The organism is Streptomyces sp. SAI-135 (genome assembly GCF_029893805.1).
Lineage (GTDB): Bacteria > Actinomycetota > Actinomycetes > Streptomycetales > Streptomycetaceae > Streptomyces.
This window is the reverse complement of the sequence record NZ_JARXYP010000002.1, coordinates 2,206,994-2,219,208: the sequence shown is the minus strand read 5'-3', so window position 1 is coordinate 2,219,208 and position 12,215 is coordinate 2,206,994. Positions and strand designations below refer to the sequence as shown.

Below are 12,215 nucleotides of genomic sequence, written 5' to 3'. Positions count from 1 at the left end.
CTGAGGGGCTGCTGGGGCGGGCCGGCGCAGGTGCTGTGGTGAGCGCCGGAGAGCTGTTGGAGCGCTCGCTCGCCTACGCGCTGGGCAGTGTGGCGCAGGCGCGGTGCGTGGGCCTCGACAGGGGGACGCCGTGCGCCGAGTGGGACCTCGGCGAGCTGCTGGACCACCTCGACGACTCGCTGGACGCGCTCTACGAGGGGATGAGCGGTGGGCGGATCGGGGTGCTCCCGCACGCCGACCGGGTCTGCGGCTTCCGCACCCGCGCGTGTGCCGTGCTCGGTGCCTGGGCCGCGGGGCCGCCCGAGGAGGTGCTCGTGGGCGAACGCCCGCTGGACGTGCGGGTGATGGCCGCCGTCGGTGCCGTGGAGATCGCCGTGCACGGATGGGACGTGGGCCGGTCCTGCGGTCGGCCGCGGCCCATTCCGGAGGGCCTCGCCGGCGAACTCCTATCCGTAGCCCGGTGCGTGGTGGGGGAGGAGGACCGGGGCGTGCGCTTCGCCGAGCCGGTCGCCGTACCGTCCGGCGCGCGGCCGGACGTGCGGCTCCTGGGGTTCCTGGGGCGGGACCCCCAACGCGCCTGCCGCGCACGGCCGTAGGGGCTTGCCCAACCGGCGCACCCTCTTTATAGTCGTAGTGACTATTAGTCGAACTGACCATAAAGGGGGTGAGCGAGCGTGTCCGTGCCGCCCGGCTACGACAAGTACGCCCACGAACCCTTCGCCGTCACCGTCGACCTCGCCGTGCTCACGGTCGCCGAAGGCGCCCTGCAGGTGCTGCTCGTGGAGCGGGGCCAGGAGCCGTACGCCGGTCACTGGGCGCTGCCCGGCGGGTTCCTGCACCCGGACGAGTCCGCGGAGACCGCCGCCCGGCGTGAACTCGCCGAGGAGACCGGGCTGTCGGATCTCTCCGGGCTGCATCTGGAGCAGCTGCGGACCTACAGCGAGCCCGACCGCGACCCCCGGATGCGGGTCGTCTCCGTCGCGTTCGCCGCACTGCTGCCCGACCCTCCCGAGCCGCACGGCGGCAGTGACGCGGCCGAGGCCCGCTGGGTGCCGTACGACAAGGCGGGACCGCTCGCCTTCGACCACGACCGCATCCTGGCCGACGCCCACGAACGCGTCGGGGCCAAGCTGGAGTACACCTGCCTCGCCACCGCCTTCTGCCCGCCCGAGTTCACCCTCGGCGAGCTCCAGCAGGTGTACGAGACCGTGTGGGGCACTGTCCTGGACCGGCCCAACTTCCGCCGCAAGGTGCTCGCCACGCCCGGCTTCGTCGAGGCCGTGCCCGGGGCCGCGCGACTGACCGGCGGCCGCGGCAAACCGGCCGCGCTCTACCGCGCGGGACCGGCGACCACCCTGCACCCCCCTCTCCTCCGACCGTCCCCGGAAGGACGCCCCGCATGACCATGACCCTCACCAAACGCGCCGCCACCGGAACCCTCGTCGGCCTCGCCCTCGGGGACGCCCTCGGCTTCCCCACCGAGTTCAACGACGTGCCGTCGATCCTCGCCAAGTGCGGGCCCTGGCGGGAGATGGAGCTGATCACGCCCGCGCTGGTCAGCGACGACACGCAGATGACACTGGCGGTGGGCAGAGGGCTGCGGGCGGCGATGGACCGGGGAGTGCTCGGGCCCGAGATGGCGGAGCCGGTCCGGCGGGAGTTCATCGCGTGGAACCGCTCCCCGGAGAACAACCGCGCCCCGGGCAACACCTGTCTGCGGGCGTGCGACCTGCTGGAGCGCACGGATCTGCCCTGGCAGGAGGCCAGCCAGATCGGCTCCAAGGGCTGCGGCGCCAACATGCGCGTCGCCCCCGTCGGGCTCGTGCCCGGTCTCAGTGACGAACAGCGCGCGGGCGCCGCCCAGTTGCAGGCCGCGCTCACCCACGGGCACCCGACGGGGCTCGCCGCGTCCGACCTCACCGCGCGTGCCGTACGGCTGCTCGCGCAGGGCACCGCCCCGGGTGAACTGGTGGGGCTGCTGCGGTCGTACGCCCTGGTGAACCGGGGGCAGTACCACGAGCGTTGGCTCGGCGACCTGTGGACGAGGAGCCAGGACCCGACGCCCGGACAGTTCATCGCGCGCGGCTGGGACGAGTGCCTGGCGGTCCTCGACCGGCTCGACGACGCCGTGCGGGGCGCCTCTCCCGAGGACGACCCGTGCCTGGCCACCGGGGCGGGCTGGATCGCCGAAGAGGCCCTGGCGACCGGGTTGTTGTGCTTCCTGCAGTTCCCGGACGAGCCGCTGACGGCCCTGCGGCGGGCCGCGTGCAGCTCCGGCGACTCCGACTCGATCGCCTGTCTGACGGGTGCCTTCGCGGGTGCCCATCTGGGAGCGGAGGCGTGGCCGGTGGAGTGGGCCGACCGGATCGAGTACGGCAGTGAACTGGTGACGCTCGGGGCCCTCTGGGACTCCTGACACCTCAGCCGGCGGACCGGGCCGGTGGCTGCGGGCTACCGCAAGGGTGTGAGAGCGCGCTGGTACCAGGTGCCCGGCTTGCCGCCGAGTTCGGCGGGATCGGCCGGACCGACCGGGACGAACCCGGCCTTGACCAGCACCCTTCGGGAGGCGGCATTCGCGTGGGCGGTGGCCGCCCGCAGGGTGCGCAGGCCGTACCGCGTCGCCGCCAGACCGCACAGCTCCAGCACGGTCGCGGTCGCCGTGCCGCGGCCGGCCACGTGCTGCGCGACCCGGTAGCCGAGCACGGCACCGCCGTCCTCGAGGTCGTAGAGGTTGAACCGGCCCAGGACCGAGCCGTCCTCGGCGACGAGCACATGGAAGGCGCAGATGCCGGCCTCCTGCTCGGCCAGCAGGGCGTCGAACCGGTCGGCGAACCGCTCGAAGTAGTCGTCACCCCGGTCGAAGACCGCGGCGGCGAAGTAGGCGCGGTTCGCCAGCTCGAAGGCCAGGACCGCCGGGGCATGACCGGCACTCAGCCGCTTCAGCTCGGGCACCGCACGACTGTAACGCCGCGGCCGGCACCCTAGGCGAGTTCGATCGAGTCCCCGTCGACCCTGATCTGCTTCTCGGGCAGCGGTTCGGTGGCCGGCGGGTTGGCCACCGAACCGTCCGTGATGTTGAACTTGCTTCCGTGGCAAGGGCAGTTGATGGTGCCGCCGGACACGTTGGTCACCTGGCAGCCCTGATGGGTGCAGATGTCGGAGAAGGCCTTGAACTCGCCCTTCTTCGGCTGGGTGACGACGACCTTCTCGTCCTTGAAGATCTTCCCGCCGCCGACCGGGATCTCGCTCGTCCTCGCCAGTGCGGTGCCGGCCTGCGCCGAACCGGACCCGGAGTCGCTGTTCTCGCCGCCGTACTCGCCGCAGCCGGCGGCCAGCGCGGCCGCGCCCGTCGCGAGAAGGACCGTGCGCCGCGCCGGGCTGTGCGTCATGTCGTCACTCCGAAGGTGCGGAAGAACCAGAGGGCGGAGGTCAGCCAGAGGATCGTGAGCGCGGTGAAGACGAGCCCGCCGACGATCGGCAGCAGCCACCCGGGAAGTCGCTCCGAACGGAGCAGCAGCATCTTGGCACTGAAGACACCGAAGAAGAAACAGCCGAGGAGCGAGTGCCACAGAACGCGTGATTCGTACGACTGGAAGCCCAGCGCGTACAGACAGTGCACCGCGACCGGCACCGCCACCAGGAAGGCCACCCGGCCGGACCAGCGGTGCAGGGCCGAGGACCAGCTCGGACCGGGCAGCTTGCCGTACACCATCAGGGCCGAGACGAGCTGGACGAGGGCGAAGAAGAACGCGACCGTCGCGAGCCAGGACTTCACCGCGCCGGTGCTGCTGAAGCCGGCGAGGTTGAAGGCCGTCCCCGCCGGGTCGTGGACCTTGCCGTAGACGCCCAGGGCGACCGCCACCGCGGCGGCGACCAGGGCCGGGATCAGATAGCGGGCCGCGCCGGGGCCGCGCTCGGGTTCGGGCGAGGGCCAGCTCTGGGTGGCCGCGTTCGGGTCGACGGTCATGATCGGCTCCCTCGGTCGAGGTCAGGGGGTTGCCGGGCGGGCCGTGAGCTGCTGTCCGTCGACCGTCACCGCACCGGTCTCCGGGTCGATCTCGGGTGCCGGGGAGGGCTTGCCGTCGCGCTTGAGGATGCCGACCTGCTCACCGTCCGGCAGGACGATCCATCCGCCCTCGATCTTCGCGCCCGCCACCGTGCTGTTCGCCCGGTAGAGGCCGGAGGACTTCTTCGACCTGCCGAGGGTGAAGGCGTAGCTCCCGCTGCCGACGTGCGCCGTGCCGCGGATCTCCCTGGTGCCCTTCACCCTGCCGTCGAGACTCGCGCCGCCCTTGCCGGTGAGCCGCAGGCTGCCGTCCTCGCGCACGTCGCCCTGGAGCCACGACTCGATGTTGTGGCCGTCGCAGACGTACGCGATCGCCTTGTCGTCGCGCACCGTGATCGCGACCGCCGAGGAGTCGTCGTCGGTACGGCCCGTGTACACGCCCTCCGGCACGGCGGTCCGGGCCGGGGACGGGCTGGGCGGCGCGGACGTCTGCGCCGGTGCGGTGCCCGGTGACGCCTTGGTGCCGGGCGACGGCTGCGCGGACGCGGACGGCTGCACGGACGCCGAGGTCGGCTTCTCTCCCGTGGTGGCGTTGAGCGAGAGCATGAACAGGCCGAGCAGCAATCCCGCGAGCAGTGTCAGCAACGGTCCGGAACGCTTCATGAAAGGGGCCTCCCCCGAGGCGAGTTTCCTGCCATGAGAGCGGACCCGGGGTCCCGAGTCCAGAGGCGCACGGGGGTGTTTTCGCCCCAAGTAGCGGAACTGCGACGTTCGGGTGACATTGACACGGTCCGGAACGCCATCTCAGGGGGCGGGCGGCGCGTACCCGACCGGTACGGGCTGACTAGGCTGGTCGTGCGAAGAGCCGGTTTGTACATAGCGAGGAGCAATGCCGTGGCGGTACGAGCGGTCCGGGGCGCCGTCCAACTCGAACAGGACGAGGCCGGCCACATGGACGAGCAGGTCGGAGCGCTGCTCACCGCCATCATGGAGCGGAACGAGCTGACCGCGGACGACCTGATCAGCATCTGGTTCACGGCCACGCCCGACCTGCACAGCGACTTTCCGGCGGCCGCGGCCCGCAAGCTCGGCATCGTCGACGTACCGCTGATCTGCGCGCAGGAGCTGGACATCGAGGGCGCCATGCCCCGGGTGGTCCGCGTCCTCGCGCACATCGAGTCCGACCGGCCCCGCGCCGACATCGCGCACGTCTACCTCGGCGCCGCGGCCGCCCTGCGCAAGGACATCGCCCAGTGAGGACCGCACTCGTCATCGGCACCGGGCTCATCGGGACCTCCGCCGCGCTGGCGCTGGCGGGCCGGGGAGTCACCGTCCACCTCGCCGACCACGACCCCGAGCAGGCCCGCATGGCCGCCGCGCTCGGCGCGGGCACGGACGAGGCGCCCGGAGGGCCCGTGGACCTCGCGATCGTCGCCGCGCCGCCCGCCCACGTGGCCGGGGTGCTCGCCGACGCCATGCGGCGGGGCGTTGCCCGCGGGTACATCGACGTGGCCAGCGTGAAGGGCGGGCCCCGGCGGGAACTGGAGGCGCTGGGACTCGACCTGTCCTCGTACATCGGTACGCATCCGATGTCCGGGCGGGAGAAGTCCGGGCCGCTGGCCGCCTCCGGGGACCTCTTCGAGGGGCGGCCCTGGGTGCTGACCCCCACCCGGGACACCGACACCGAGGTGCTGAACCTCGCGCTGGAGCTGGTCTCGCACTGCCGCGCGGTGCCGGTGGTCATGGACGCCGACGCCCACGACCGTGCCGTGGCGCTCGTCTCGCACATGCCCCACCTGGTCTCCAGCATGGTCGCCGCGCGCCTGGAGCACGCCGAGGAGGCCGCCGTACGGCTGTGCGGTCAGGGGATCCGGGACGTGACCCGGATCGCCGCGTCCGACCCCGGGATGTGGATCGACATCCTCTCCGCGAACCCGGGCCCCGTGGCCGATCTCCTCACCGATGTCGCCGGCGACCTGGAGGAGACCGTACGGGCGCTGCGGGCGCTGCAGTCCGCCGACGAGTCCAAGCGGGGCGAGGGCGTGTCCGGTATCGAGGACATGCTGCGGCGGGGGAACGCCGGGCAGGTGCGGGTTCCCGGCAAGCACGGGTCCGCTCCTCGGCTGTACGAGATCGTGGCCGTGCTCATCGACGACCAGCCGGGTCAGCTCGCCCGGATCTTCGCGGACGCGGGCCGGGCCGGGGTCAACATCGAGGACGTCCGGATCGAGCACGCGACGGGGCAGCAGGCCGGCCTGGTCCAGCTGATGGTGGAGCCGCAGGCCGCGCCGGTTCTGTCGGCCGCGCTGCGGGAGCGGGGCTGGTCGATTCGGCAGTGAGGGGTTTCGGCGGGTGGGGTGCGGGTCGTCGGTGACGTGGGGTGTCGGTGACGTGGGGTGTCGGCGGTACGGATGGCTGCCGGTACGGATCGCCGGTGGCGCGGGTCGTGCGTGGTGCGGATCGCCGGTGCTGTGGGCGGGCGGTGTGTTGCCTCGCACGGCCTCGCGACCGCTGGGCTCCCGCCGCCGTACGGTGCGGGCGTCCAGAGCCGTCCTTCGCCCCCGGACGAGCTTGCCGCCGCCCGGTGCCGGTGTCCCGGCCTCCGTCCTCTCCTCCTGGCGGAAGTGCCCCGCCGACCGGCGCCGGTGTCCCGGGACTCCGTCTCCGCCCGGGGCGGTCCTGCCGCTCCGGACTCCCTCGCCGCCCCCCCGTACGGCCCCGGCGTCCGTGGACGTCCTCGCCGGGCCCCCGTAGGACCCCGGCGCCCCCGGACGCCGCCCCCGTCGGCGTGGGTCGGCCACGCGTCCGGACGAGTGACGCGCACCCAGTAACCTTGTGCGGGGCACAGTCGCGCCCCCACCACCACTCGCCAGACCGCACCCGAAAGGTGTCCCCCCGTGGAAAACGGCGCCCAGCCCGTGATTGTCGCCATTGACGGCCCCTCCGGCACGGGCAAGTCGAGCACCTCGAAGGTCGTCGCCGCGCAGCTGGGACTGAGCTACCTGGACACCGGGGCCCAGTACCGGGCGATCACCTGGTGGATGGTGACCAACGGGATCGACATCGACGACCCGACCGCGATCGCCGCCGTGGCCGGGAAGGCGGAGATCGTCTCCGGCACCGACCCCGAGAACCCGACGATCACGGTCGACGGCACCGACGTGGCCGGTCCCATCCGGGGCCAGGAGGTCACGTCCAAGGTCAGCGCCGTGAGCGCGGTGCCCGAGGTGCGGGCCCGGATCACCGAGCTCCAGCGGTCGATCGCGACCTCCGCCGAGAAGGGCATCGTCGTCGAGGGCCGGGACATCGGCACGACCGTGCTGCCCGACGCCGACCTCAAGATCTTCCTCACCGCCTCGCCGGAGGCCCGCGCCGCCCGCCGCAGCGGGGAGCTCAAGAGCGCCGACGTCCAGGCCACCCGGGAGGCGCTGATCAAGCGGGACGCGGCCGACTCCAGCCGGAAGACCTCGCCGCTCGCCAAGGCGGACGACGCGGTCGAGGTGGACACCACCGAGCTCACCCTCGCGCAGGTCATCGAGTGCGTCGTCACCCTCGTCGAGGAGAAGCGGGCCGGGAAGTGACCGTTCCTTCAGAGAAGGGCGCCGACGTCGGCCGGCGCATCGGCGTCGGGCTGATGTACGGGCTGTGGAAGCCGCGCGTGCTCGGCGCCTGGCGGATGCCCCCGACCGGGCCCGCGATCCTCGCCGTCAACCACTCCCACAACATCGACGGCCCCATGGTCATGGGTGTCTCGCCCCGGCCGACGCACTTCCTGATCAAGAAGGAGGCGTTCGTCGGGCCGCTGGACCCCTTCCTGACCGCCATCGGGCAGGTCAAGGTGGACCGCTCGGTCGCCGACCGCGGGGCGATCACGCAGGCCCTCGACGTCCTCAAGGCCGGCGGGGTCCTCGGGATCTTCCCGGAGGGCACCCGGGGCGAGGGCGACTTCGCCTCGCTGCGCGCCGGGCTCGCGTACTTCGCGGTGCGCAGCGGGGCGCCGGTCGTGCCGGTCGCGGTGCTGGGAAGCTCCGACAGGCCGGGACGGTTGATAAGGGGGCTGCCTCCGCTGCGCAGCCGGGTCGACGTCGTCTTCGGTGACCCCTTCGAGGCGGGCGACGGCAGCGGCCGGCGCACGCGCAAGGCGCTCGACGAGGCGACCGAGCGCATTCAGAAGCAGCTGAGCAGTCACCTGGAAAACGCCAGGCGCCTCACCGGGCGCTAGGCGACACTGAGTAGTGGATCAGCCGGCCGAACAGCCGGGGGTCCACCGATCACCACGATGAACGAGGTACGGACTTCATGAACGACCACATCCACTCCGAGGGCTCGGGCGAGGAGCACGACCACGGGGCGCTTGGCGACGCCGAGTACGCGGAGTTCATGGAGCTCGCCGCGGAAGAGGGCTTCGACGTCGAGGACGTCGAGGGCGCCATCGAGGCGGCCGGACACGGTCCGCTGCCGGTGCTCGCCGTCGTGGGGCGTCCGAACGTCGGCAAGTCGACGCTGGTGAACCGCATCATCGGGCGCCGCGAGGCCGTCGTGGAGGACAAGCCCGGCGTCACCCGCGACCGGGTCACCTACGAGGCCGAGTGGGCCGGGCGCCGCTTCAAGGTCGTCGACACCGGCGGCTGGGAGCAGGACGTCCTCGGCATCGACGCCTCCGTGGCCGCGCAGGCCGAGTACGCGATCGAGGCCGCCGACGCCGTCGTGTTCGTCGTGGACGCCAAGGTGGGTGCCACCGACACCGACGAGGCGGTCGTACGGCTGCTGCGCAAGGCCGGCAAGCCCGTGGTGCTGTGCGCCAACAAGGTCGACGGACCCAGCGGGGAGGCCGACGCCTCCTATCTCTGGTCCCTCGGGCTCGGCGAGCCGCACCCCGTCTCCGCGCTGCACGGCCGGGGCACCGGCGACATGCTGGACGCCGTCCTGGAGGCCCTGCCGGAGGCGCCCGAGCAGACCTTCGGCGGCGCCGGGATCGGCGGTCCCCGCCGGATCGCCCTGATCGGCCGCCCGAACGTCGGCAAGTCCTCGCTGCTGAACAAGGTGGCGGGCGAGGAGCGGGTCGTCGTCAACGAGATGGCCGGCACCACCCGTGACCCCGTCGACGAGCTGATCGAACTCGGCGGTGTCACCTGGAAGTTCGTCGACACCGCCGGTATCCGCAAGCGGGTCCACCTCCAGCAGGGCGCCGACTACTACGCCTCGCTGCGCACCGCCGCCGCCGTCGAGAAGGCCGAGGTGGCGGTCATCCTGATCGACGGCTCCGAGTCCATCTCGGTCCAGGACCAGCGGATCGTCACCATGGCCGTCGACGCGGGCCGCGCGATCGTCGTCGCGTACAACAAGTGGGACACCCTCGACGAGGAGCGCCGCTACTACCTGGAGCGGGAGATCGAGACCGAGCTCGGCCAGGTCGCCTGGGCGCCGCGCGTCAACGTCTCCGCGCGCACCGGCCGGCACATGGAGAAGCTGGTCCCGGCGATCGAGACGGCTCTGGCGGGCTGGGAGACCCGGGTCCCGACGGGCCGCCTCAACGCCTTCCTCGGCGAGCTGGTGGCCGCCCACCCGCACCCGATCCGGGGCGGCAAGCAGCCGCGCATCCTCTTCGGCACGCAGGCCGGCACCAAGCCGCCGCGGTTCGTGCTCTTCGCCTCCGGGTTCATCGAGGCGGGCTACCGGCGCTTCATCGAGCGCCGGCTGCGCGAGGAGTTCGGCTTCGAGGGCACTCCGATCCACATCTCGGTGCGGGTGCGCGAGAAGCGCGGCGCGAAGAAGAAGTGACGTACGCATGAGGAAGGGCGGCCCCCGCGGGGGCCGCCCTTCCTCATGTCTCACATCCCCCTGCGGGGACCGGGTGGCAGCGCCGCCGGGACGTGGTGCATCCCGGTGTGCTGCTGCCCGATGTGTCCCACCCGCTGCCACTGCGACTGCTGGCGGGCGCTGAACGCCCCCGCGCTGTAGGCGCTGTACGAGCTGCTGAACGAGCCCGAGGCGTGCGGGGTGTTCCCGAACGCGGTGAAGCCCAGCTCCTCCTCGCCGCTGCGGTCACCCGGCAGCGAGCGGAAGGTCTTGACGTACTCGGAGTAGAGCGCGTCGTAGATCGGCGTGGCCGATGGTCCGCCGGAGAGCCGGCGTGGAGCGTCGTATGGGTGCACGTATGTGCAAACGACACCGGGACCTCGGGGATGCGGTCGGGAGTGATCCTTCAGCCGGTGCTCACGTCCCCGCGAGAGGCATCGCGGCGGCGACCAACTTGCCGTTCGCCGCGGCTTTGTCGAGTGCGTCCCGCAGCAGGTCCTCACGCGGCTGCCGTCCGATGGACCCCACCGGCGCGGCGAACACCAGCACCTGCTGGTGCTTGTTGGCGGCGGCCCGCCAGCTCTCGGTGACCTGGAGCGGCTGGTGCGCCTGCCACCAGGCCACCGGCTGGCCGCCGCCCGCCGACGGCTGGAGCACCGCGTGCAGCTGTCCCACCGCCAGCAGCACCGACCACCCGTGCAGCACCGGCGGCACCGACTCGATCGCCGTCAGCGGCATGAACCCCTGCTCGATCAGCAGCGGGAGGAAGTCGTCGCCGCGTCCCGTGGCGCCCGGGCGCGCGATCGGCCCGGTCGGCTCCACGACCAGCGCCGGGTGCAACTCCCCGGCGATCAGGATGAGTCCACTGGTCACCCCGAGCACGGCCTGCTCGGGTACGACCTTGTCCGGGTCCAGGTCGACGGTGTCGCCGGTGATGGACTTCACCGCGCCCTGGAGCTGCTCCTCGGTGACCTGCACGACCTGGGAGGGCAGACAGGTGGCGTGGGCGAAGGCCAGGACGGCGGTCTCGTCGCCGATGAACAGGACGGTGCTGGTGCGCTCCTGTTCGGAGTCGCCCTGGGTGCGGCAGGAGGTGCAGTCGTAGCTGCCGGGGGCGTTCTCTCCGGCGAGCAGCCGGTCGGCTTCTTCGTCGCCGATCTCAGCGCGTACCTCGTCGCTGACGTCGAGCATGCGCGGCACGGGTGGCTCCCTCGGGAAGTGGTGCGTGGCGGGGCCGGGTGGCTCCCGGCCCGTGAACCGGGCGGGTCCCGGGCTCATGAAGGAGACAACGGGCGATCTGTGGCGGGAGTCACGCTCTACGGCGAACGGAATCGAACCATTGACAGCGCAGGGTCACAGGTCGTGCGGAATCCGGCACTCACCGTCAATTCCTGGGAAATGCAAGGAAGTTGGTTGCGTGAACTGGGTCACAGATCGCCATGGTGCTTGGTCGACAAATCAGGAAATCAGGGAATGAAGTGGGTGGCCGGAAATCGACGATACCCTCGGTAACGGCGAACTGGCCTCGAACGACGGGGAGTTGGTTGATACCGGCCGGCCGGCCTCTCTACATTCCTCCGCCGTGTGCAGCGAGCACCGCTCGGGAACGTCCGCCGACGCATGAGCCAGCACCTCGCACCACCCTCCGGCGGACGGGGGCGGAGCGCGACCGCCCGGCCCGTGCGCCGGAGGGTGCGCTCCACCTTGGGGGACCCCGAGTCCTTCGAGAGGGGATCACATGTCCGAATGTGCCGATACCACGCGCGACAGCGCTCGTAGGACCCGGACCACCGCGGCCCTCGCCGGGGCCGCCCTGCTCGCCCCCCTCGGGCTGCTGGCCGCGGCCGGCAACTCGGTGGCCGCGGACGGCGGGGTGTGGGACCGCATCGCCCAGTGCGAGAGCGGCGGGAACTGGCACATCAGCACCGGAAACGGCTACTACGGAGGGCTCCAGTTCTCCGCCGGCACCTGGCGCGCGTACGGCGGTACGGCCTACGCGCCCACCGCCGACCGGGCCACCAAGTCCCAGCAGATCGCGGTCGCCACCAAGGTCCAGCGCGCCCAGGGCTGGGGCGCCTGGCCCACCTGCTCGGCACGCGCCGGGGCGTACGGCAGCGCCCCCGCGGCCGCCTCCGGCCCGGCGGACACCTCGTCCGCGACCGAGGCCGCCCCCGCCAAGCCGGAGAAGTCACCGTCCCGTTCGGAGAACCGGACCGACCGCAGCGCCTCCCGCGGCGACTACACCGTCCGCCCGGGCGACACACTGAGCGAGGTCGCCACCCGGCACGGGACCACCTGGCAGCAGCTCTACGCCGCCAACAAGGCCGTCATAGGCGCCGATCCCGACATGATCGTGCCCGGGCAACGCCTCGACATCTGAGCACCCGCTGTCACGGACACGGGGTCCCGC

Annotated in this window: 15 protein-coding genes; 9 read left to right on the top strand and 6 right to left on the bottom strand. The window is 72.1% G+C overall.

Going from position 1 to position 12,215, the window contains the following annotated elements:
* Positions 1-38 precede the first annotated feature (38 nt).
* The 3 genes from M2163_RS14495 (at position 39) to M2163_RS14485 (ending at position 2,416) form a co-directional block, all read left to right on the top strand.
* Positions 39-596, top strand: coding sequence for a TIGR03086 family metal-binding protein (locus tag M2163_RS14495; RefSeq protein WP_280894143.1), 558 nt, complete (start codon positions 39-41; stop codon positions 594-596).
* Between the two features lie 78 nt (positions 597-674).
* Entirely contained in the window at positions 675-1,403 is a 729-nt protein-coding gene (locus M2163_RS14490) for an NUDIX domain-containing protein (protein ID WP_280852376.1), read from the top strand.
* The gene (locus M2163_RS14485; RefSeq protein ID WP_280852377.1) at positions 1,400-2,416 is read left to right on the top strand and encodes an ADP-ribosylglycohydrolase family protein; all 1,017 of its coding nucleotides are present in this window, start codon (positions 1,400-1,402) and stop codon (positions 2,414-2,416) included. Before M2163_RS14490 ends, M2163_RS14485 begins: the two co-directional genes overlap by 4 nt.
* Positions 2,417-2,451: 35 nt before the next feature.
* Here the strand turns inward: M2163_RS14485 and M2163_RS14480 are convergent, their stop codons facing one another.
* Genes M2163_RS14480 through M2163_RS14465 form a run of 4 tightly spaced genes read right to left on the bottom strand, consistent with a single transcriptional unit; the run spans position 2,452 to position 4,669 of the window.
* Positions 2,452-2,952, bottom strand: a complete 501-nt coding sequence (locus tag M2163_RS14480) for a GNAT family N-acetyltransferase (RefSeq protein ID WP_280852378.1) — start codon at positions 2,950-2,952, stop codon at positions 2,452-2,454.
* Positions 2,953-2,981: 29 nt separating this feature from the next.
* Positions 2,982-3,389, bottom strand: coding sequence for a Rieske (2Fe-2S) protein (locus M2163_RS14475; protein ID WP_280852379.1), 408 nt, complete (start codon positions 3,387-3,389; stop codon positions 2,982-2,984).
* On the bottom strand, positions 3,386-3,967 hold the full coding sequence (locus tag M2163_RS14470; RefSeq protein WP_280852380.1) for a DUF6529 family protein: 582 nt from the start codon (positions 3,965-3,967) through the stop codon (positions 3,386-3,388). Before M2163_RS14470 ends, M2163_RS14475 begins: the two co-directional genes overlap by 4 nt.
* 21 nt (positions 3,968-3,988) lie before the next feature.
* Entirely contained in the window at positions 3,989-4,669 is a 681-nt protein-coding gene (locus M2163_RS14465; protein WP_280852381.1) for a hypothetical protein, read from the bottom strand.
* Positions 4,670-4,900: 231 nt separating this feature from the next.
* Between M2163_RS14465 and aroH the strand changes: the two genes are divergently transcribed.
* From aroH to der, 5 genes are all read left to right on the top strand, one after another.
* Positions 4,901-5,263: a chorismate mutase gene (aroH, locus tag M2163_RS14460; RefSeq protein ID WP_007381029.1), complete on the top strand. Its 363-nt coding sequence runs from the start codon at positions 4,901-4,903 to the stop codon at positions 5,261-5,263.
* Positions 5,260-6,345 (top strand): prephenate dehydrogenase, encoded by a 1,086-nt coding sequence (locus tag M2163_RS14455; RefSeq protein WP_280852382.1) that lies wholly within the window; start codon positions 5,260-5,262, stop codon positions 6,343-6,345. The genes aroH and M2163_RS14455 overlap by 4 nt, the downstream gene beginning before the upstream one ends.
* A gap of 558 nt (positions 6,346-6,903) precedes the next feature.
* Positions 6,904-7,587: a (d)CMP kinase gene (gene cmk / locus M2163_RS14450; protein WP_280894142.1), complete on the top strand. Its 684-nt coding sequence runs from the start codon at positions 6,904-6,906 to the stop codon at positions 7,585-7,587.
* Between the two features lie 53 nt (positions 7,588-7,640).
* Positions 7,641-8,228 (top strand): lysophospholipid acyltransferase family protein, encoded by a 588-nt coding sequence (locus M2163_RS14445; RefSeq protein WP_280897256.1) that lies wholly within the window; start codon positions 7,641-7,643, stop codon positions 8,226-8,228.
* Positions 8,229-8,305: 77 nt separating this feature from the next.
* Positions 8,306-9,787: a ribosome biogenesis GTPase Der gene (gene der / locus M2163_RS14440; protein ID WP_280852384.1), complete on the top strand. Its 1,482-nt coding sequence runs from the start codon at positions 8,306-8,308 to the stop codon at positions 9,785-9,787.
* A 50-nt stretch (positions 9,788-9,837) separates the two neighbouring features.
* On the opposite strand, the gene M2163_RS14435 is transcribed toward der, so the two are convergent.
* Together M2163_RS14435 and M2163_RS14430 are read right to left on the bottom strand one after the other, a co-directional pair.
* The gene (locus tag M2163_RS14435; protein ID WP_280852385.1) at positions 9,838-10,161 is read right to left on the bottom strand and encodes a hypothetical protein; all 324 of its coding nucleotides are present in this window, start codon (positions 10,159-10,161) and stop codon (positions 9,838-9,840) included.
* A 61-nt stretch (positions 10,162-10,222) separates the two neighbouring features.
* Positions 10,223-11,005: a hypothetical protein gene (locus M2163_RS14430; RefSeq protein ID WP_280852386.1), complete on the bottom strand. Its 783-nt coding sequence runs from the start codon at positions 11,003-11,005 to the stop codon at positions 10,223-10,225.
* Positions 11,006-11,543: 538 nt separating this feature from the next.
* Here M2163_RS14430 and M2163_RS14425 point away from each other — a divergent pair.
* Complete coding sequence (locus M2163_RS14425; RefSeq protein ID WP_280894141.1) at positions 11,544-12,185, top strand: transglycosylase family protein; 642 nt, start codon at positions 11,544-11,546, stop codon at positions 12,183-12,185.
* Positions 12,186-12,215: the final 30 nt, after the last annotated feature.

What these genes read in the sequence shown, in the direction of transcription:
- der (WP_280852384.1), top strand. Translation starts at nt 8,306, where the DNA reads ATGAACGACCACATCCACTCCGAGGGCTCGGGCGAGGAGCACGACCAC.
- M2163_RS14470 (WP_280852380.1), bottom strand. Translation starts at nt 3,967, where the DNA reads ATGACCGTCGACCCGAACGCGGCCACCCAGAGCTGGCCCTCGCCCGAA.
- M2163_RS14475 (WP_280852379.1), bottom strand. Translation starts at nt 3,389, where the DNA reads ATGACGCACAGCCCGGCGCGGCGCACGGTCCTTCTCGCGACGGGCGCG.
- M2163_RS14425 (WP_280894141.1), top strand. Translation starts at nt 11,544, where the DNA reads ATGTCCGAATGTGCCGATACCACGCGCGACAGCGCTCGTAGGACCCGG.
- M2163_RS14465 (WP_280852381.1), bottom strand. Translation starts at nt 4,669, where the DNA reads ATGAAGCGTTCCGGACCGTTGCTGACACTGCTCGCGGGATTGCTGCTC.
- M2163_RS14445 (WP_280897256.1), top strand. Translation starts at nt 7,641, where the DNA reads ATGTACGGGCTGTGGAAGCCGCGCGTGCTCGGCGCCTGGCGGATGCCC.
- M2163_RS14485 (WP_280852377.1), top strand. Translation starts at nt 1,400, where the DNA reads ATGACCATGACCCTCACCAAACGCGCCGCCACCGGAACCCTCGTCGGC.